At 72.6% G+C, this 17,050-nt stretch carries 16 protein-coding genes; 9 read left to right on the top strand and 7 right to left on the bottom strand.

Features of this window, described 5'->3' with window-relative positions; translation table 11 throughout:
• The first annotated feature begins 7 nt into the window (after positions 1-7).
• Positions 8-1,030 carry an adenosine deaminase gene (locus JKJ07_RS47645; protein ID WP_203078523.1) on the top strand — a complete coding sequence of 341 codons (1,023 nt, stop codon included), beginning with the start codon at positions 8-10 and terminating at the stop codon, positions 1,028-1,030.
• Here JKJ07_RS47645 and JKJ07_RS47650 read toward each other — a convergent pair.
• From JKJ07_RS47650 to JKJ07_RS47665, 4 genes are all read right to left on the bottom strand, one after another.
• Positions 1,009-1,167: a hypothetical protein gene (locus JKJ07_RS47650; RefSeq protein WP_203078524.1), complete on the bottom strand. Its 159-nt coding sequence runs from the start codon at positions 1,165-1,167 to the stop codon at positions 1,009-1,011. The two genes, JKJ07_RS47645 and JKJ07_RS47650, sit on opposite strands and share 22 nt — an antisense overlap.
• 15 nt (positions 1,168-1,182) lie before the next feature.
• Positions 1,183-3,372: an RICIN domain-containing protein gene (locus JKJ07_RS47655; protein WP_236031461.1), complete on the bottom strand. Its 2,190-nt coding sequence runs from the start codon at positions 3,370-3,372 to the stop codon at positions 1,183-1,185.
• Between the two features lie 209 nt (positions 3,373-3,581).
• On the bottom strand, positions 3,582-4,877 hold the full coding sequence (locus JKJ07_RS47660) for a HAMP domain-containing sensor histidine kinase (RefSeq protein WP_236031463.1): 1,296 nt from the start codon (positions 4,875-4,877) through the stop codon (positions 3,582-3,584).
• A gap of 104 nt (positions 4,878-4,981) precedes the next feature.
• A complete protein-coding gene (locus tag JKJ07_RS47665; RefSeq protein ID WP_184956272.1) occupies positions 4,982-5,671 on the bottom strand; it encodes a response regulator transcription factor in 690 nt (229 codons plus the stop codon).
• 96 nt (positions 5,672-5,767) lie between these two features.
• Here JKJ07_RS47665 and JKJ07_RS47670 point away from each other — a divergent pair, with 96 nt between their 5' ends.
• Genes JKJ07_RS47670 through JKJ07_RS47680 form a run of 3 tightly spaced genes read left to right on the top strand, consistent with a single transcriptional unit; the run spans position 5,768 to position 8,410 of the window.
• A complete protein-coding gene (locus JKJ07_RS47670; RefSeq protein WP_203078526.1) occupies positions 5,768-6,652 on the top strand; it encodes an ADP-ribosylglycohydrolase family protein in 885 nt (294 codons plus the stop codon).
• 57 nt (positions 6,653-6,709) lie between these two features.
• On the top strand, positions 6,710-7,900 hold the full coding sequence (locus tag JKJ07_RS47675; protein WP_203078527.1) for a sensor domain-containing diguanylate cyclase: 1,191 nt from the start codon (positions 6,710-6,712) through the stop codon (positions 7,898-7,900).
• A 9-nt stretch (positions 7,901-7,909) separates the two neighbouring features.
• Positions 7,910-8,410, top strand: coding sequence for an HIT family protein (locus tag JKJ07_RS47680; protein ID WP_203078528.1), 501 nt, complete (start codon positions 7,910-7,912; stop codon positions 8,408-8,410).
• On the opposite strand, the gene JKJ07_RS47685 is transcribed toward JKJ07_RS47680, so the two are convergent.
• Positions 8,381-8,959, bottom strand: a complete 579-nt coding sequence (locus JKJ07_RS47685; protein ID WP_203078529.1) for a TetR/AcrR family transcriptional regulator — start codon at positions 8,957-8,959, stop codon at positions 8,381-8,383. The two genes, JKJ07_RS47680 and JKJ07_RS47685, sit on opposite strands and share 30 nt — an antisense overlap.
• Before the next feature lie 54 nt (positions 8,960-9,013).
• Between JKJ07_RS47685 and JKJ07_RS47690 the strand changes: the two genes are divergently transcribed.
• On the top strand, positions 9,014-10,165 hold the full coding sequence (locus JKJ07_RS47690) for an FAD-dependent oxidoreductase (RefSeq protein WP_203078530.1): 1,152 nt from the start codon (positions 9,014-9,016) through the stop codon (positions 10,163-10,165).
• On the opposite strand, the gene JKJ07_RS47695 is transcribed toward JKJ07_RS47690, so the two are convergent.
• Positions 10,155-12,317, bottom strand: a complete 2,163-nt coding sequence (locus JKJ07_RS47695; protein WP_203078531.1) for an elongation factor G-like protein EF-G2 — start codon at positions 12,315-12,317, stop codon at positions 10,155-10,157. The genes JKJ07_RS47690 and JKJ07_RS47695 overlap by 11 nt on opposite strands.
• Positions 12,318-12,491: 174 nt before the next feature.
• Here JKJ07_RS47695 and pgsA point away from each other — a divergent pair, with 174 nt between their 5' ends.
• From pgsA to JKJ07_RS47715, 4 genes are read left to right on the top strand one after another with little or no spacing between them, the layout of a single operon-like run.
• Positions 12,492-13,172 carry a phosphatidylinositol phosphate synthase gene (gene pgsA, locus JKJ07_RS47700; protein WP_203078532.1) on the top strand — a complete coding sequence of 227 codons (681 nt, stop codon included), beginning with the start codon at positions 12,492-12,494 and terminating at the stop codon, positions 13,170-13,172.
• On the top strand, positions 13,169-14,032 hold the full coding sequence (locus JKJ07_RS47705; protein WP_203078533.1) for a phosphatidylinositol mannoside acyltransferase: 864 nt from the start codon (positions 13,169-13,171) through the stop codon (positions 14,030-14,032). The genes pgsA and JKJ07_RS47705 overlap by 4 nt, the downstream gene beginning before the upstream one ends.
• Before the next feature lie 12 nt (positions 14,033-14,044).
• Positions 14,045-15,199: a glycosyltransferase family 4 protein gene (locus JKJ07_RS47710; protein WP_203078534.1), complete on the top strand. Its 1,155-nt coding sequence runs from the start codon at positions 14,045-14,047 to the stop codon at positions 15,197-15,199.
• A gap of 25 nt (positions 15,200-15,224) precedes the next feature.
• Positions 15,225-15,755 (top strand): hypothetical protein, encoded by a 531-nt coding sequence (locus tag JKJ07_RS47715; protein ID WP_203078543.1) that lies wholly within the window; start codon positions 15,225-15,227, stop codon positions 15,753-15,755.
• A 1-nt stretch (position 15,756) separates the two neighbouring features.
• Here JKJ07_RS47715 and pdxS read toward each other — a convergent pair whose 3' ends face one another.
• Positions 15,757-16,653, bottom strand: coding sequence for a pyridoxal 5'-phosphate synthase lyase subunit PdxS (gene pdxS, locus JKJ07_RS47720; protein ID WP_203078535.1), 897 nt, complete (start codon positions 16,651-16,653; stop codon positions 15,757-15,759).
• Positions 16,654-17,050: the final 397 nt, after the last annotated feature.

The following is a 17,050-nucleotide window of genomic DNA, read 5'->3' on the forward strand; positions in this document are numbered from 1 at the left end:
CCCTGAGGTGACCGAGCTGACCTCGTTCATCGCCGGCCTGCCCAAGGCCGAGCTGCACGTGCACCACGTGGGGTCGGCCTCGCCGCGCATCGTGGCCGAGCTGGCCGCCCGGCACGAGGGCGCCTCCCCGGTGCCGGCCGACCCGGCCGCGCTCGCCGACTACTTCGCGTTCCGCGACTTCGCCCACTTCGTCGACGTCTACCTGACCGTGGTCGACCTGATCCGCGACGACGAGGACGTCCGCGTGCTGACCTTCGAGGTGGCCCGCGAGCTGGCCCGTCAGCAGGTCCGGTACGCCGAGCTGACCGTCACGCCGTACTCCAGCGTCAAGCGGGGCATCCCGGCCAAGGCGTTCTGCGAGGCGATCGAGGACGCCCGGCGCGGGGCCGCCGCCGAGTTCGGCATCGATCTGCGCTGGTGCTTCGACATCCCGGGCGAGGCCGGCCTGCCCGCGGCCGAGGAGACCCTGCGGATCGCCCTCGAGGAGCGGCCCGACGGCCTGATCAGTTTCGGGCTGGGCGGCCCCGAGATCGGCGTGCCGCGGCCGCAGTTCAAGCCGTATTTCGACCAGGCCCGCGCGGCCGGGTTGCGCAGCGTGCCGCACGCCGGCGAGACCACCGGCCCGCAGACCGTGTGGGACGCCGTACGGGAGCTGGGTGCGGAGCGCATCGGGCACGGGATCGCGGCCGCGCAGGACCCGGAGCTGATGGCCCACCTGGCCGAGCACCGGATCCCGCTCGAGGTCTGCCCGACCTCGAACGTGCGCACCCGCGCGGTCGCCACGATCGACGAGCACCCGCTGGCCACGCTGGTCGGCGCGGGTGTGCCGGTGAGCATCAGCTCCGACGACCCGCCGATGTTCGGCACCACCCTCGAGGAGGAGTACGCCGTGGCCGCGCGGCTGCTCGACCTCGACCAGCACGGGGTCGCCGGGCTGGCCAAGGCGGCCGTCGAGCACAGCTTCCTCGAGCCGGCCGGCAAGTCCGCCCTGCTCGCCGAGATCGACGCCTACTCGAGCCGCAGCGCGTAGAGCGGGTCCTGCCAGATCGCGAGCACGACGACGATGCCGATCGTCAGCACCGCGATCCAGCGCACCAAACGCCGTTTGTTGAATCTGGCCGGGCCCTCCTCGGGCTCGGTCGACCGCCGTTCCAGGGTGTCGCGCACAGCCTTGCCTCCCGCCTAGTCGGGTACCGCCGTCCAGCTCTGATACCGCTGGTCGTTGCCGGCCTGCAGCACGAGCACCCGGTGGGCGCCGTACCGCTGGTCGCCGACGCCGGCCGCGAGGCCGCCGTCCGTGGTGCGCAGCGTGAAGCCGTAGGGCGAGGCCTGCAGGCTCCACTTCGCCGCGCTGTTGTCGCAATCGGTCTGCACGAGCGGGGCGCCCGCGACCACCTCGCCGCCGAGCGGGCCGACACACTTGCCGGACGCCCGCGAGACCAGCGAGTACGTCTTGTTGCCGGCCGGCACCAGCTGCCACTGCTGCTGGGCGTCGTCGTCGGCCGCGCTCATCGTGATCGGCGTGCCGGTCGTCGTGCGGGCCGCGTAGAGGTTGGCCGCGCCGCCGGTCAGCGCGTTGGTCAGCGTGAACCACGAATTCTCGGCGGGCCGGGCGGCCGGGGCGGTCTCGGCCGTCGCCCGCGCCGTGTATTTCGGGCCGGACTTCACAGTCACCTGATATCTCGCGCCGGGCTTGAGGCCGATGAGCCGGGCCCGGGTCGCCTTGGTCGTCGCCACCGGCTGGTTGTCGACCCACACCTGATAGGTCGCCCGGGCCGACGCCGCGCTCCAGTTGAGCCGCACCGAGCCGCTGGTCGCGTCGCGCACCTCGACGACCGCCTGCACCGGCTCGGACTGCACGCCGTTGGCCGGCTCGGTCGGGGGCGCGGTGGTCGCCGCGACCGGCACCGACGGCACGCCGGCGTCGCCGCCCGGCGTCTCGACCGGGTCGGTGGGCTCGGTGGCCGGCACCGACTCGCTCGGCGTCGCGGTGGGCGACGGCGGGGCGTCCCCGCCGCCGTCGGCCTCGCCCGGCTCGGTCGCCGTCGGGGTGGGCTGGGCGGTCGGGGTGGGTGCGGGCGCGCTGGGGGTGACGCTGGGCGTCTCGACCGGCTGCGGCGCCCCGATGGCGTCGGGGATGTCGTCGCCGCCGTCGCTGCGGAGCAGGAACTCGCTGCGCGCGATGTTCCAGTTCTCGTCGAGATAGCTGCCCGGCTTCGGGTTGGTGTTGAAGTAGTCGTCCTTGCCGCAGTCGAGCCGCATCTCGTTCTTCTTGGGGCAGACCGTGCGCACCTGCTTGCCCGAGCGGTCGGGGCCGCAGAGCAGGTCGTACTCGTCGAGGCAGCCGCCCGCCCCGCTCGAGTTGGGCGAGTCGATCAGCGTCGCGCCCAGCGTGTGGGTCAGCTCGTGGGCGGCCATGGCCGAGCTCCAGCAGCCCGAGTCGACCCGCCCGTACGACGGGCCGCCGTTGTTGCGGTTGCCCAGGCCCGGCCGCCGGTCGGCCACGTAGGTCGCGATGCCGCAGTAGACAGTGGCGTCCGCGAAGATCAGGTATTTGCGGTCGGTGCGGTTGTAACCCAGCTTGTCCAGCGCGGCGATGTTGCCGGCGAACGAGGCCAGGGCGCCCGTCGGCAGCTGCACCTCGGACACGTCGACCCGGCACTGCGGGGTGGTCACGAAGCGCACGTGCCGCGAGCCGCCGGTCTCGGCCGCGCTCTCGTCGTAGATCTGGTCGACGCCGGCCGACCAGTTGCGGATCGAGCCCACGAACTCGCCGTAGCGGCTCGGGGTGCCGTACTCGTGGAGGTAGAGCACCTGGACCCGCTTGCCGCTGCGCCCGTCGCCCTCGCAGGCCACGTCGTGCGCGCCCATGATGAAGTCGGCGTCGCCCGGGGCCGCGTCGGGCACCAGGGCCGGGGCGTCGGCGGTGAGCGCGCTGCCGCCCTCGTCGCGAGCGATCTCGGCGTCGGTCGGCGTGGCCGCGGCGGATTCCCGTACGGGGTCCTTGGGCTCGGGGGCCTTCGCGGTCACCGGGGTGACGGCGGTGCGCACCTTGAGCCCGGCCGGCGCCTCGTCGGGGCCGTGCGTGCAGGTCTGCTTGTCCAATTCGTACGAGCCGGCGCAGAGCGACCCGGCCTTGGCCGGCTTGAGCCCCTCGTAGACCAGGCCCCGGTCGGGCCGATCGGCCGGCAGGGCGGTGAGGGCGAAGTTGCGCGAGCCGTTGCTGCCGGCGACGTTGTCGACCACGCTCGGGCCGACGACCCCGCCGATGCCCAGCAGGGCCAGGCCCAGGGCGACCGGCACCAGCCGGTGGGGCCGCCGGGAGACGGCCCGGCGGTGACCACGCAAGACCGGTGGGCGGTGCGCGGGCAAAACCACTCCTCGTCGGGCTGGGGACTGCTGTGCGGGCGCGCGGTGGGAGGTGGTCATGGGGTTACCACCCCTCACCGCGCGGGGGCCTCGCCGGCTCGCGGGTGCGGGCGACGAACCGGGAGACCGGATGGGATCGGGGGGAACCTTGCCAGCCCGGCCCGCCCGGCGGAACGCCTTTAATACAGATCTAAGCAAGAACTTGGCCCGCTTCACTCGGACCGGGCAGGCCGGCCGCCGCGCTCGCGGGCCAGCCGGCCGACCAGACCGAAACGGCTGGCCTGCTTGGGCGTCGCCTCGGCGTCGGAGAACAGCATGACCACGCTCGCGCCGCCCATGGCCGCGCGGTCGAGGCTGACCGAGCCGCCGGCGGACTGGGCCGCACGGCGGGCGATGTCGAGCCCCAGGCCGGTCGAACCCTGGTTGCTCTGGCCACGTTGCATCGCGTTCTCCGGATCGGGGATGCCGGGACCGGCGTCGTCGACACGCACGGCGACCCATCCGTCACGCCGTGAGATGCCCACCTCGAATGCCGTTCCCTGGGGGGTGTAGCGGAACACATTACCCAGAATCGCGTCGAGCGCGGCAGCCAGTTCGGCCCTCGCCACGGGTACGGGAATGCGAACACTTGCCCCCGCCACGCGGTAGTTGCGGTTCTGGTCGCCGGCCAGCGCCGACCAGAACGTCATCCGCTCGCGCACGACCTCGCTGACGTCGCACACCCCGGTCTCGGGCGCGGCCGCCACCTGGGCCGCGACCGCCTTGCGGGTCGTGTTGATGAGCTGGTTGACCTCGCCCTCGAGGGTGACGATGGCCTGCCGGATGCGCCGGATGCCGCGCCGCCGGTCGATCTCGTCGGGGCTCAGGCTGATGATCTGGGTGTCGTCCGGGTCGAGGGCCTCGGCGTCCAGCCGCAGGGCGGTCAGCGGGGTGCGCAGCCGGTGCGACAGGTCGGCGATCAGCTCGCGCTCGTTGGTGCGCGAGGTCACCAGCCGGTCGGCCATCCGGTTGAACGCGTAACCGGCCTCGGCCAGCTCGCGCGGGCCGGAGGGCTGGATGCGCACGCCGAGATCGCCGCCGCCGACCGCCATCGCGACCTGCACCAGGTTGCGCGCCGAGTTGACCGCGCCCCGGGCCAGCCGGTCGACCACGACGACGCTGCCCGCGATCAGGGCCAGCGCGATGCCGAGCAGCAACCACCAGTCGCCGGCGGTGCCCGCGCTGAGCTCGCTGTCGGGCACGAAGACCTCGACCACCGACGTACGGGTGCCGGCCGTCACCGGCTCGAGGCGCACGACGCCGCCGTCGACCTCCTGGGTCACGGTGGAACCGCTGCTCGCGGCCTGCCGGACCTCGTCCGCGGGGGCGCGGCCGCCGGTCGTCGCGCCGGGGGCGTAGACCTTGACCCGGCCCCCGCTGCCGGCCATCGCGGCGGCCAGCCCCTTGGCCCCGGCCCCGGCCGAGAGCGCGCCGACGACCTTGGCGCTCTGCCGCTCGGCGGCGCTCATCGCCTGTTCGCGGTGGTCGTTGCGCAGCTCCCAGCCGAGCGGGATCAGGAAGGCGAGGGCGGCGACGGCGGTGGTCGCGGCGGTGATGTAGGCCAGGCGGCCCCTCAGTCCGGCGCCACCAACCGGAATCCGACCCCCCGCACGGTGCGCAGGTAGCGAGGCTTCGCCGCGGACTCGCCCAGTTTCCGGCGCAGCCAGTACAGATGGACGTCGATCGTCTGGTCCTCGCCGACCGATGGCTGTCGCCATACCTCCTCCAACAGCTCACGACGGGAAACCACCCGGCCCGGGCGGGCGGCCAGATAGGCCAGCAGGTCGAACTCCTTGCGGGTGAGCGCCAGGGGCTGCTCGGCCAGGGTGGCGCTGCGCTCGCCGATGTCGACCCGCAGCTCGCCGACCTCGTGCACGGCGGGCTGGGCGGTGCGGCTGGCCCGGCCCACGCGCCGCAGCACCGTGCCGATGCGCGCGTCGAGGTGGGCGCCGGTGAACGGCTTGACCATGTAGTCGTCGGCGCCGGCCCGCAGCAACCGCACGACGGTCTGTTCGTCGTCGCGGGCGGTGGCGATGATGATCGGCACGTCCGTGATGCCGCGCAGCATGCGCAGGGCATCGGAACCGTCCAGGTCGGGCAGACCGAGGTCGAGCACGACGAGGTCGGGCGTCTCGGCGGCGACCCGCCGGAGCGCGTCCAGCGCCGTGCCGACGGCGTGCACGGCATGCCCCCGGTCGGCGAGCGATCGGAGCATGGCACCGCGCACGACGTGATCGTCCTCGACGAGCAACACCGTGGCCATGCGAAGAAGGTACTGCGACTGGCCACCAGGGCCTAACCGGTGATGCAGGGACACCCTTCGATTACCGAGAGTGTTGGAATACCATCCGTAATGCCGATGTCGTTCACTCTTTTTCCCGATACGCGCAAGGCGCTGGCCCGCGAGAGCCTGGCCGGCCTGAGCGTCGGCGACGCGCTGGGCGCCCAGCATTTCGTCTCTCCGGTCGATCCGAACGCCCCGCCGCCCGCGCCCTGGCCGTGGACCGACGACACCGAGGAGGCGTGCTGCCTCGTCGCCGTGCTCGCGGAGGGTGACTTCGACCGCGACGCGTTCGCCGACCTGCTGGGCCGTCATCACGACCCCTACCGCGGCTACGGCCCGGGCGCCGTGGTGATGCTGCGCGAGATCCGCGAGGGGCTGCCCTGGCCGATCGCCGCCGCGGCCGCCTTCGACGGGCAGGGCTCGGCCGGCAACGGCGCCGCCATGCGGGCCGCCCCGCTGGGCGCCTGGCACGCCGGCTCGCCGGCCCGCGCGGCGGCCCAGGGGGCCCGGGCCGCCGAGGTCACCCATGCGCACGCCGAGGGCATCGCCGGGGGAGTGGCGGTGACGGTGGCCGCGGCCGTGGCGGCGGCCGGCCGGCTCGACGGGGTGCGGCCCGCGCTGCTGGGGGCCGTGGCCGCGCACACCCCCGACGGGCCCGTCCGCGACGGCCTGCTCGCGGGCGCCCGGCTCACCGATCCCGGCCTGGCGGCGTACGAGCTGGGCAACGGGACCAGGGCGATGGCCCGCGACACCGTGCCGTTCGCGATCTGGGTGGCCGACCGGTTCCTGGGCGACTATCCGGGGGCGATCGCGGCCTGCCTGCGCGCGGGCGGCGACGTCGACACCACCTGTGCCATCGCCGGGGGCATCGTGGCGGCGTACACGGGAATCGACGGGATCCCGGCGAGCTGGCTGGCCGCCCGGGAACAGCTGCCCGGGTGGTTCGCGCCCCACAAATAACCGGTTCGCTACCCGGCAGCGGCTCAGCTCGGCCGCCGGTGAGCCGAATCAGCGGGCATGCTCCGGGGTACGAATCTCTTCGCCGTGGCCGGCCTGACCGTTGCCGCGGCCTGGTCCGTGCTGCATCAGACGTGGTTCGGCGCCGCCCAGGCCGCCGTCGTCATCGCCGTGCTGGTCGTGGTGGTCCGCATGCTGGCCGGGCGCGACGCCGACCTGCGCGCGCTGCGCCGCTCGGTGGCTCGCGAGCAGGTGCTCAGCGAGCTCGGCACCACGCTGATCACCACCACCGACCAGCCCGAGGTGCACCGGCTCGCCGTCGAGGCGGCGGGCACCCTGCTGGCCGACATCCCCGGCGCCCGCGCGACGATCGTCGACCTGGACGCGGGCGGCTTCCACATCACCCAGGCGGCCGGCGCGCACGCCGACACGATGCGCGGCCGCTCGGTCGGGGCCGGCGATCGGACCGCGGGCCTGGTGGCGCGGCTGCGGGCCGGCGAGGTCGTGGTCGTCACCGATCTGGCCGCGCTCGGCTACACCAACCTGGACGCGGCGACCGACCGCCACTACACGCTGCTCCCGCTGGCGACCGGCGACCGGTTCTTCGGCATGCTCTCGGTCAGCGCCGACGCCGACCTGCCGGCCGAGGTCTTCCAGGCCCTGCAGGCCCTGCGCACCCAGGTCGCACTCGCGCTGGCCAGCGTGGCCCTGACCGCCGAGCTGACCGAGCGGGCCCTGCGTGACCCGCTGACCGGCCTGGGCAACCGCGCGATGCTGCGCGAGCGGCTCGGCGGCGCCCTGGCCCGGGCCCGGCGCAGCGGCCGCCCGGTCGGCGCGCTGCTGCTCGACCTCAACGGCTTCAAGCAGGTCAACGACAGGCACGGGCACAACGTCGGCGACGAGCTGCTGCAGGCGGTGGCCGGCCGGCTGCACGAGTGCGTGCGCGCGGAGGACGTCGTCGGCCGGCTCGGCGGCGACGAGTTCGTGGTGATCGCCGAGGATCTGGCCTCGGCCCGGGACGCCGTCGTGGTGGCCGAGCGGATCGTCGAGTCGCTCGACGAGGTGATTCCGATCGGGTCGCGGCGGCTGCGCACCCCGGCCAGCGTCGGCATCGCGCTGTCGCACAGCGACGTCGAGGGGCCGGACGAGCTGCTGCGCCTGGCCGACGCCGCGATGTATCGGGCCAAGCGCCGCGGCGGTGGCGGCTACCACCTGCACGGTGTGTCGGAGGCCGCGCCCGCGCTGACGTAGGGTGCCCCTGTGAGCGATCCCGACGGCCTCGAGCGGCTCTGGACGCCGCACCGCCTCGACTACGTGACGGGCGAGGGACGCCCCGACGGCTGCCCGTTCTGCGCGGCGCCGAGCGATCCCGAGGCCGAGAGCCTGGTCGTGGCGCGCGGCGAGCTCGTGTTCGCGGTGCTCAATCTCTATCCGTACAACCCGGGCCACGTCATGGTCTGCCCCTATCGGCACGTGGCCGACTACACCGACCTCACCGACGCCGAGACGGTCGAGGTCGCCGCCTTCACCCGTACGGCGATGCGGGTGATCCGGGCGATCAGCAGCCCGCACGGCTTCAACCTGGGCATGAACCAGGGGGCCGTGGCCGGCGCGGGCATCGCCGCCCACCTGCACCAGCACATCGTGCCGCGGTGGGGTGGCGACGCGAACTTCATGTCGGTGGTGGGTCAGACCAAGGTGCTGCCGCAGCTGCTCGACGAGACCCGCCGGCTACTGCTCAAGGCGTGGCCCGCTCAATAGCCGTACGCCCTCGGCGACCTCCTCGGGCGTGGGGGCGCTGCCGGGGTCGGTGAGCCACTGCGTGACCACGCCCGACATCAGCGCCATCTGGGCCGAGCCGATCGTGCGCACGGTCCGCTCGTCGAGCTGATCCTCGGCGACGCCGGTGGCCAGCGCGGCCATGCCCCGGCGCCCGGCCTGCAGCCCGCCCGCCAGCTGGGCCCGCAGATGCGGGTTGTGCTCGGCCTGGATCATCACCTCGACGCTGGCCAGCCACAGCGCGCGGTGCGTCGTGATCGAGTGAATCACCCGCCGCCAGAAGTCCACGACCGGGTCGCCGCCCTCGCCCTCGGGCTCGGCGCCCAGCGCGCGGGCGATCTCGTCGCCCCAGTCCTCCATCGCGCCGAGCATCGCCGCGGTCATCAGCGCCTCGGTCGAGCCGTAGTGGTAGCCGATCGAGCCGAGGTTCGTCCCGGACAGGGCGACGATGTCGCGCGCCGTCGTGCGGGCGTACCCCTTCTCGTAGAGCGCGCGCTTCGCGCCGTCCAGCAGGTCTTCCCGGTGCCCCATGGGTCCTCATCCTAGGATCTATACAAACGTCTAAGACGTTTGTATAGTAGGGGCATGGACATCCTCGTGGTGGGTTCCGGCGTGGCCGGCCCGGCAGTCGCACACTTCCTCACCCGTCAGGGTCACGACGTCACCGTCGTCGAGCGGGCGCCGTCGCTGCGCTCGGGTGGCTACAAGGTCGACGTGCGGGGCGCCGCCGCCACCGTGCTGCACCGCATGGGCGTCTACGACCAGGCCAAGGCGGCCGACACCGGCATGCGCCGGATCACCTATGTCAACCGGCACGGCAAGGGCTTCGCCGAGCTGCCGGCCGACCTGATCATGGGCCGGCGCGACGACGACCTGGAGGTCATGCGGGGCGACCTGGGCCGCATCCTGCACGACGCCGCGGGCGCCGCGTTCGTCTTCGGCGACGCGATCGCCGAGCTGCACGACGGTCCGGACGCGGTCGACGTCACCTTCGCCGGCGGGCGCACCGGGCGTTACGACCTGGTGGTGGCGGCCGACGGCCTGCATTCGGCGACCCGGCGGCTGGCCTTCGGCGAGCAGCCGCTGGCCCACCTGGGTGGCTACATCTCGATCTTCACGATGCCGAACACCCTGGGCATCGACCACGAGGAGGTCATGTTCTCGGAGCCGGGCCGGCTGACCTTCGCGTACGCGAGGGGTCCGGCCGAGCCGATGCACGTCGGCATGATCTTCGCCGGGCCCGCGGGACACGAGCGGCGCGACGGCAAGCGGCTCGTCGCCGACGCGTTCGCGGGCGGCGGATGGCGTACGGGGGAATTCCTCTCGGCCATGGAAGGGGCTGACGACTTCTATTTCGACTCGCTCAGCCAGGTCGAGGCGCCGCGCTGGTCGTCCGGGCGGGTCGTGCTGCTCGGCGACGCGGCGCACTGCCCGGCCCCCTCGTCGGGCCAGGGCACCAGCCTGGCGCTGGTCGGGGCGTACGTGCTGGCCGACTCGCTCGCGTCGCACCCGGTTCCCGAGGCGTTCGCGGCGTACGAGGAGCGGATGCGGCCCTACGTGGCCAAGAACATGGAGTTCGGCCGCAAGATGGTCAAGGACATGGTGCCCGGCGGCCGGCTGGCCATCGCGTTCCGCAACTACGGGATGCGCACGCTCAAATTCCACCCGAAGAAGGAGCAGGTGATCGAGAAGGTGCTGGCCCCGCTGCGCGAGGCGGCCAACGCGGTCACTTTGTAGTGGTGTGTTCCTTCTTCACCGTGTCGGCCAGGTGGGGCGGCATCGGCTCGTGGCGGGCGTACGTGCGGGTGAACGTGCCCGCGCCCGACGAGAGCGCGCGCAGCTCGACCGCGTATCGCACCAGCTCGGTGGCGGGCACCTCGGCCCGCACCAGGCTGTGCGCCCCGTCGCCGTCGCTCTCGCTGCCCAATGGCCGGCCCCGGCGCCCGGAGAGGTCGCTCATGACCGCCCCCACGTAGGTGTCGGGCACCCGCACCACGATCTCGTCGATCGGCTCGAGCAGGGTGAGCTGCCCGCCCGCGGCCGCCTCGCGCAGCGCCAGCGCCCCGGCGGTCTGGAACGCGGCGTCCGACGAGTCGACGCTGTGGGCCTTGCCGTCGTAGAGCGTCACGCGCAGGTCGACCACCGGATAACCGGCCACCAGGCCCCGGTCGAGCTGGGCCCGCACCCCCTTCTCGACCGAGGGGATGTAGTTGTGCGGCACCGCCCCGCCGACCACCTTGTCGACGAACTCGAAGCCGGAGCCGCGCGGCAGCGGCTCGACCCGGATGTCGCACACCGCGTACTGCCCGTGGCCGCCGGACTGCTTCACGTGCCGCCCGTGCCCCTGGGCCCCGCAGCCGAAGGTCTCGCGCAGCGCCACCTTGACCGGCTCGGTGTCGAGCTCGACCCCGCCCGCGCGCAGCCGGTCGAGCACCACGTCGGCGTGCGACTCGCCCATGGTCCAGAGCACCAGCTGATGGGTGTCGGGGTTGCGCTCCAGCCGCATCGTCGGGTCGCCGGCCACGAGCCGGGCCAGATTTTTGGCCATGGCGTCCTCGTCGGAGCGCGACTTGGCGACGACCGCGATCGGCAGCAGCGGCTCGGGCATCGACCACGGCTCCATCAGCAGCGGGACGTCCTTGCCGCTGAGCGTGTCGCCGGTCTCGGCGCTGCCCGACTTGGTGATCGCGCAGATGTCGCCCGCGACGCACTGGCCCACCTCGCGCAGCTGGGCGCCGAGCGGGGAGTAGATGTGCGCGACCCGCTCGTCGGCGTCGTGGTCGGGGTGACCGCGCTCGGCCATGCCGTGCCCCGAGACGTGCAGGGTCTGCTCCGGCCGCAGGGTGCCCGAGAAGACCCGGACCAGCGAGACCCGGCCCACGTGCCGGTCGATCGTGGTCTTGACCACCTCGGCCACCAGCGGGCCGGCGGGGTCGCAGGTCAGCGGCGGGCGGGCCGAGCCGTCGACGCCGGTGACCACGGGCAGCTCGTGCTCCAGGGGCGACGGGGCGCCGCTGACCAGCCCGTCGAGCAGCGCGTCGAGCCCGACGCCGGTGCCCGCGCAGACCGGGATGACCGGATAGAAATTGCCCCGCGCGACCGCCTTCTCGAGATCCGGCAGCAGGGTGGCCGTGCTGATCAGCTCGCCGCCGAGATAGCGGTCCATCAGGGATTCGTCCTCGCTCTCGGCGATGATCCCCTCGATGAGCGCGTTCCGGTCGTCGGCGATCGGGTTCAGATGCTCCGGCTCGGCCTCGCCCTCCCGCGGCGGGTAGCCCTCGGAGTAGTCGAGCACCCGCAGCGTGACCAGGCCGATCAGGCCCACGACGGATTCGCCGTCGTCACCCAGCATCGGCTGATAGATCGGCATCACGTTCTCGCCGAACGCCTCCTGACACGTGGCCAGGGTCTCCTCGTAGTCGGCGCGGGGGTGGTCGAGCCGGGTGATCGCCACCGCCCGGGGCATGCCGACCGAGGCACACTCCTCCCACAGCGCGACAGTGGCGTCGTCGACGCCGTCGACGGCCGAGACGACGAAGAGCGCGGCGTCCGCGGCCCGCAGGCCGGCGCGCAGCTCCCCGACGAAGTCGGCGTAGCCGGGGGTGTCGAGCAGGTTGATCTTGACGTCCTGGTGGACGAGGGGCGCGCACGCCAGCGCGACCGAGCGCTGCTGGCGGATCGCGGCCGGGTCGTGATCCGACACCGTGGTGCCCTCGGTCACCGAACCGGCCCGGGAGATCGTCCCGGTGGCCGCCAGCAGGGCCTCGACCAGGGTGGTCTTGCCCGCGCCGGAGTGTCCCACCAGCACCACGTTGCGTACTCTGCCGGGCTCGGTCACCACCGGCGCCGCCGCGCCGTTGAGCCCCTTCTCCGAGGTCTTCTGAGCCATGGCTGCCGCTCCCGTCGTTTCGTGACTGTTACGACGCTGTTGTTGAATCCCACACCCGCCGGTGCGCGAAGGGCAACCCTTTGTAGTCGGCAAACGTCGCAGAAATGACGATACGGCCAAGGCCGCTCGCCGGAGTCGGGGGTGCGGGGCCCCGGCCGATATGGTGGGACGGCCATGGCAAAGATCGTTCAAGTACCTGCGCGCGCCGTCGTGTCGTACGGCGTCAACCCGACCGCCCGTTTTCTCCTGCGGATCGGCATTTCGCCCAATGCGGTCACCATCGCCGGCACCGTCGGCGTGCTGATCGGCTCCTACTTCGGCGCGATGGGTCACCTCGTCTTCGCCACGCTCTTCGTGACCGCCTGTGCGCTGACCGACGTGCTCGACGGCACGATGGCCCGCATGCGCGGCGGCTCCAGCAAGTACGGCGCCCTGCTCGACTCGTCGATGGACCGCATCGCCGACGCCGCGGTCTTCGGTGCTGTCGTCTACTACCTGCACACCGAGGGCAACCCGTACGGGGGAATGGTCGCGGCCCTGATCAGCCTGGCCGCCGGTCAGGTCGTGTCGTACGTGAAGGCGCGGGCCCAGAGCCTCGGCCTGAACGCCGACGTGGGCATCGCCGAGCGCCTCGAGCGGCTGCTCATCGTGGGCGCCGGCGGTCTGCTCGGCGGCTTCGGGCTGGAGTGGGGCCTGCCGGCCGCGCTGTGGGTGCTGGCCGCGCTCTCCATGATCACCGTGTGCCAGCGGCTGGTCCACGCGTTCCGCACCGAGCCCGCGCCGGCCCCGGCCGGGCTCGCCGCGGTGCCGGTCGACCCCACGGCTCCCGTTGGCACGAAGGACAATCCTGCGTGAAGGACCGGCTGATCGAGTTCGGCTATGCCGCCGGGTGGCGTGTCGTCCGGACGCTGCCGCTGCCTGTCGCGCGCCGGCTCTTCACGGCCGCGGCCGATCGGGCGTACGCGAGCAACGGCCCCGGCACCCAGCGCCTGCGCCGCAACCTGCGGCAGGTCAAGCCCGACATGGACGATCTGCTCGTGCGGGACGGCCTGCGGTCGTACGCGCGGTACTGGCTCGAGGCCTTCCGGCTGCCCTCCCAGAGCCGGCAGCAGTTCCTCGACGGCTTCGGCATGTCCGACGAGAACTTCGCCGACCTCAAATCGGCGATCACCGACGGCCGCGGCGTCGTGCTCGCCCTGCCGCACGTCGCCAACTGGGACGCGGCCGCCGCCTGGGTGGTCTCGAACGACTGGCGCATGGTCACGGTGGCCGAGCGGCTCAAGCCCGAGGGCGTCTTCGAGCAGTTCGTGGCGTACCGGGAAAAGCTCGGCATGGAGGTCATCCCGCTCACCGGCGGTCAGCGCGCCCCGCTCGACGTGCTGGCCGAGCGGCTCGACCAGGGCTTCGCGGTCTGCCTGCTGGGCGATCGCGACCTGTCCCGCAACGGCGTCGAGGTCGAGTTCTTCGGCGGGCGCACGCGGATGCCGGCCGGGCCCGCGATCCTGGCCATCCGCACCGGGGCGCCGATGTTCGCGGTCGACCTGTTCTTCACCGAGACGCAGACCCGCGCGGTGCTGCGCCGCATCACGCCGCCCACCGAGGGCGCGCTCGACGTGCGGGTCAAGGCCACCACCCAGATGCTGGCCGACGCCTTCGCCATCGGCATCGCGGATCACCCGCAGGACTGGCACATGCTGCAGAAACTGTGGCTGTAGGGAGTCACGACCATGCGGATCGGGATCGTCTCGCCCTACTCGTTCGACGTGCCCGGCGGCGTGCAGAACCACATCATGGACCTCTCCGAGGCGCTGATCGGGCTCGGCCACGAGGTCAGCGTGCTGGCCCCGGCCGACGAGGGCGCCGAACTCCCGCCGTACGTGGTCTCGGCCGGGCGGGCGGTCCCGCTGCCCTACAACGGGTCGGTCGCGCGCATCGCCTTCGGGCCGGTGTCGACGGCGCGGGTGCGGCGGTGGCTCAAGGCCGGGCAGTTCGACGTGCTGCACGTGCACGAGCCGATGACCTTGAGCCTGTCGCTGCTGGCCGTGCTGTCGGCGCGGGGGCCGGTGGTGGCCACGTTCCATACGGCAATGACCCGGTCGCGGGCTCTTTCCGCTGCCCAAGGCATGCTGCAGCTGGTCGTCGAGAAGATCACGGCGCGGATCGCGGTGAGTGAGCTGGCTCGCAAGGTGCAGGTGGAGCACCTTGGTGGGGGAGCGGTGGAGATCCCTAATGGGGTGGCCGTCTCGAAGTTCTCCTCCGCTGCGCCGCTGGACGGGTGGCCGGGAGAAGGCGGTGTACTTGGTTTTCTAGGGCGCTTCACCGAGCCGCGTAAGGGCTTCCCTCTTCTGCGTTCGGCTTTTGTCCAGCTCGCTCGTTCGCGGCCCGGCTTGCGGCTGCTGGTAGCGGGGCCCGGCGAATCTTCCGCCCTTTATGCCGAAATTCCGGCTTCTTTGCACGATCGAGTGACATTTCTCGGATTGGTCTCTGAAGCGGACAAAACTCGCATGTTGCGCAGTGTCGATGTCTACGTAGCGCCCAACATCGGCGGCGAGAGCTTCGGCATGATCCTCACCGAGGCGATGGCGGCCGGGACGGCGATCGCGGCCAGCGACCTCGACGCGTTCCGGCGGGTGCTCGACGGCGGCCAGGCCGGGGCACTCTTCCCCACCGGCAACGCGGATGCGCTGTGTGCGCTGCTCGACGCGCTGCTCGACGACCCCGCGCGGCGGGCGGCCCTGGCCGAGGCGGCGTCGGCGGCGGTGACGGCCTTCGACTGGCCGTCCGTCGCGCAGCGTGTTCTCGAGGTCTACGCAACGGCGATAGAGGCTACGGACGGGCGCGTCATGGACGATGAGTGGGCCGAACCACGTTCTGCCGAATGACAATCTCGGGCTTGCGGGCACTACCATTCCCGCCATGTGGTGGGTCCTGGGTGCGGTCGCGGCGGTCGTGCTGCTCGCGGCCTACCTCGGCTGGACGGCCCACCGGGTCGAACGGGTCCACCTGCGCGCGCAGTCGGCCGAACGCGCCCTCGACGCCCACCTGATGCGCCGGGCGGCGGCCGCGGCGGTCGTCGCCGAGCAGGGCGACATCGTCGAGCTCTACGCGGCGGCGCGGCTCGCCCTCGACGCCGGCGCCGACGAACGCGAGTCGGCCGAGAACGACCTGACCCGCCAGCTGCAGACGATCACGCTTTCCGGGGCGGATTCCGCCACCCGTACGCTCGTCGCCTCCAGCCGGCGGGTGGTGCTCGCCCGCCAGGTGCACACCGACCTCGTACGGGATGCTCTGACCGCCCGCCGGCGGCTGCTGGTGCGAGCTCTGCGGATGGCTCGGCGCTACCCGCTGCCGCAGTATTTCGACATCGAGGAGCCCCCGATGCCGCCGGCAATCCCCGCCCCGGCCCGCGTGCCGGCGGCCCCCCTCGAACCGGTCTGAGCTACCAGCCGCGCTCGGAGAGGCGGTGCGGCACGGGCTCGTCCTCGACGTTGATGCCGACCATGGCCTCGCCCAGCCCGCGCGACACCTTGGCCAGCACGTCCGGGTCGTCGTGGAACGTGGTGGCCTTGACGATCGCGGCCGCCCGCTGAGCCGGGTTGCCCGACTTGAAGATGCCCGAGCCGACGAACACGCCCTCGGCGCCCAGCTGCATCATCATCGCCGCGTCGGCCGGGGTCGCGATGCCGCCCGCCGTGAACAGCACCACCGGCAGCTTGCCCAGTTCGGCCACCTCGCGGACCAGTTCGTACGGGGCCTGGAGTTCCTTGGCCGCAACGAACAGCTCGTCCTCGGGCAGCGTCTGCAGCCGCCGGATCTCCTGCCGGATCTTGCGCATGTGGGTGGTCGCGTTGGAGACGTCGCCCGTGCCGGCCTCGCCCTTCGACCGGATCATGGCGGCGCCCTCGGTGATGCGGCGCAGTGCCTCACCCAGGTTGGTGGCGCCGCAGACGAACGGCACCGTGAAGTTCCACTTGTCGATGTGGTTGGCGTAGTCGGCCGGGGTCAGCACCTCGGACTCGTCGACATAGTCGACCCCGAGCGCCTGCAGCACCTGCGCCTCGACGAAGTGCCCGATGCGAGCCTTGGCCATGACCGGAATCGACACGGCGCCGATGATCCCGTCGATCATGTCGGGGTCGGACATGCGCGACACGCCACCCTGAGCCCGGATGTCGGCGGGCACCCGCTCCAGGGCCATGACCGCCACGGCCCCCGCGTCCTCAGCGATCTTCGCCTGCTCCGGCGTGACGACATCCATGATCACGCCGCCCTTGAGCATCTCCGCCATACCGCGCTTGACCCGCGCGGTCCCGACGGCGGGCTGATTCTCAGACATGGTGAAATCGGCTCCTCAGGCAGGTAGTGAGACGCCCCGGATCGTATCCACGCCACCGACCCCGACCGATGGCCAATCGCCCCCTCGGTGGCCTGCGCCCAACCCCACCGCCCCATCAGACTCACCCGCCCCACCACCCCCACTCGAGCCCGGCCCAAGCTCGCCCCACTCAGCCCGGCCCGCGCGGCCCTCGCCGGCCAGCCCCGGCCCGCGCGGCCCTCGCCGGCCAACCCCGGCCCTCGCCGGCCAACCCCGTCCGCGCGGCCCTCGCCGGCCAGCCCCGGGCAGACGGCTCGTCAGCCCGGCCAGCCCCGGGCAGACGGCTCGTCAGCCCGGCCAGCCCCGGGCAGACGGCTCGTCAGCCCGGCCAGCCCCGGGCAGACGGCTCGTCAGCCCG

Source organism: Paractinoplanes lichenicola (genome assembly GCF_016785085.1).
Lineage (GTDB): Bacteria > Actinomycetota > Actinomycetes > Mycobacteriales > Micromonosporaceae > Actinoplanes > Actinoplanes lichenicola.

What these genes read in the sequence shown, in the direction of transcription:
- JKJ07_RS47660 (WP_236031463.1), bottom strand. Translation starts at nt 4,877, where the DNA reads ATGAGCGCCGCCGAGCGGCAGAGCGCCAAGGTCGTCGGCGCGCTCTCG.
- JKJ07_RS47665 (WP_184956272.1), bottom strand. Translation starts at nt 5,671, where the DNA reads ATGGCCACGGTGTTGCTCGTCGAGGACGATCACGTCGTGCGCGGTGCC.
- JKJ07_RS47670 (WP_203078526.1), top strand. Translation starts at nt 5,768, where the DNA reads ATGTCGTTCACTCTTTTTCCCGATACGCGCAAGGCGCTGGCCCGCGAG.
- JKJ07_RS47675 (WP_203078527.1), top strand. Translation starts at nt 6,710, where the DNA reads ATGCTCCGGGGTACGAATCTCTTCGCCGTGGCCGGCCTGACCGTTGCC.
- JKJ07_RS47685 (WP_203078529.1), bottom strand. Translation starts at nt 8,959, where the DNA reads ATGGGGCACCGGGAAGACCTGCTGGACGGCGCGAAGCGCGCGCTCTAC.
- JKJ07_RS47690 (WP_203078530.1), top strand. Translation starts at nt 9,014, where the DNA reads ATGGACATCCTCGTGGTGGGTTCCGGCGTGGCCGGCCCGGCAGTCGCA.
- JKJ07_RS47695 (WP_203078531.1), bottom strand. Translation starts at nt 12,317, where the DNA reads ATGGCTCAGAAGACCTCGGAGAAGGGGCTCAACGGCGCGGCGGCGCCG.
- pgsA (WP_203078532.1), top strand. Translation starts at nt 12,492, where the DNA reads ATGGCAAAGATCGTTCAAGTACCTGCGCGCGCCGTCGTGTCGTACGGC.
- JKJ07_RS47710 (WP_203078534.1), top strand. Translation starts at nt 14,045, where the DNA reads ATGCGGATCGGGATCGTCTCGCCCTACTCGTTCGACGTGCCCGGCGGC.
- pdxS (WP_203078535.1), bottom strand. Translation starts at nt 16,653, where the DNA reads ATGTCTGAGAATCAGCCCGCCGTCGGGACCGCGCGGGTCAAGCGCGGT.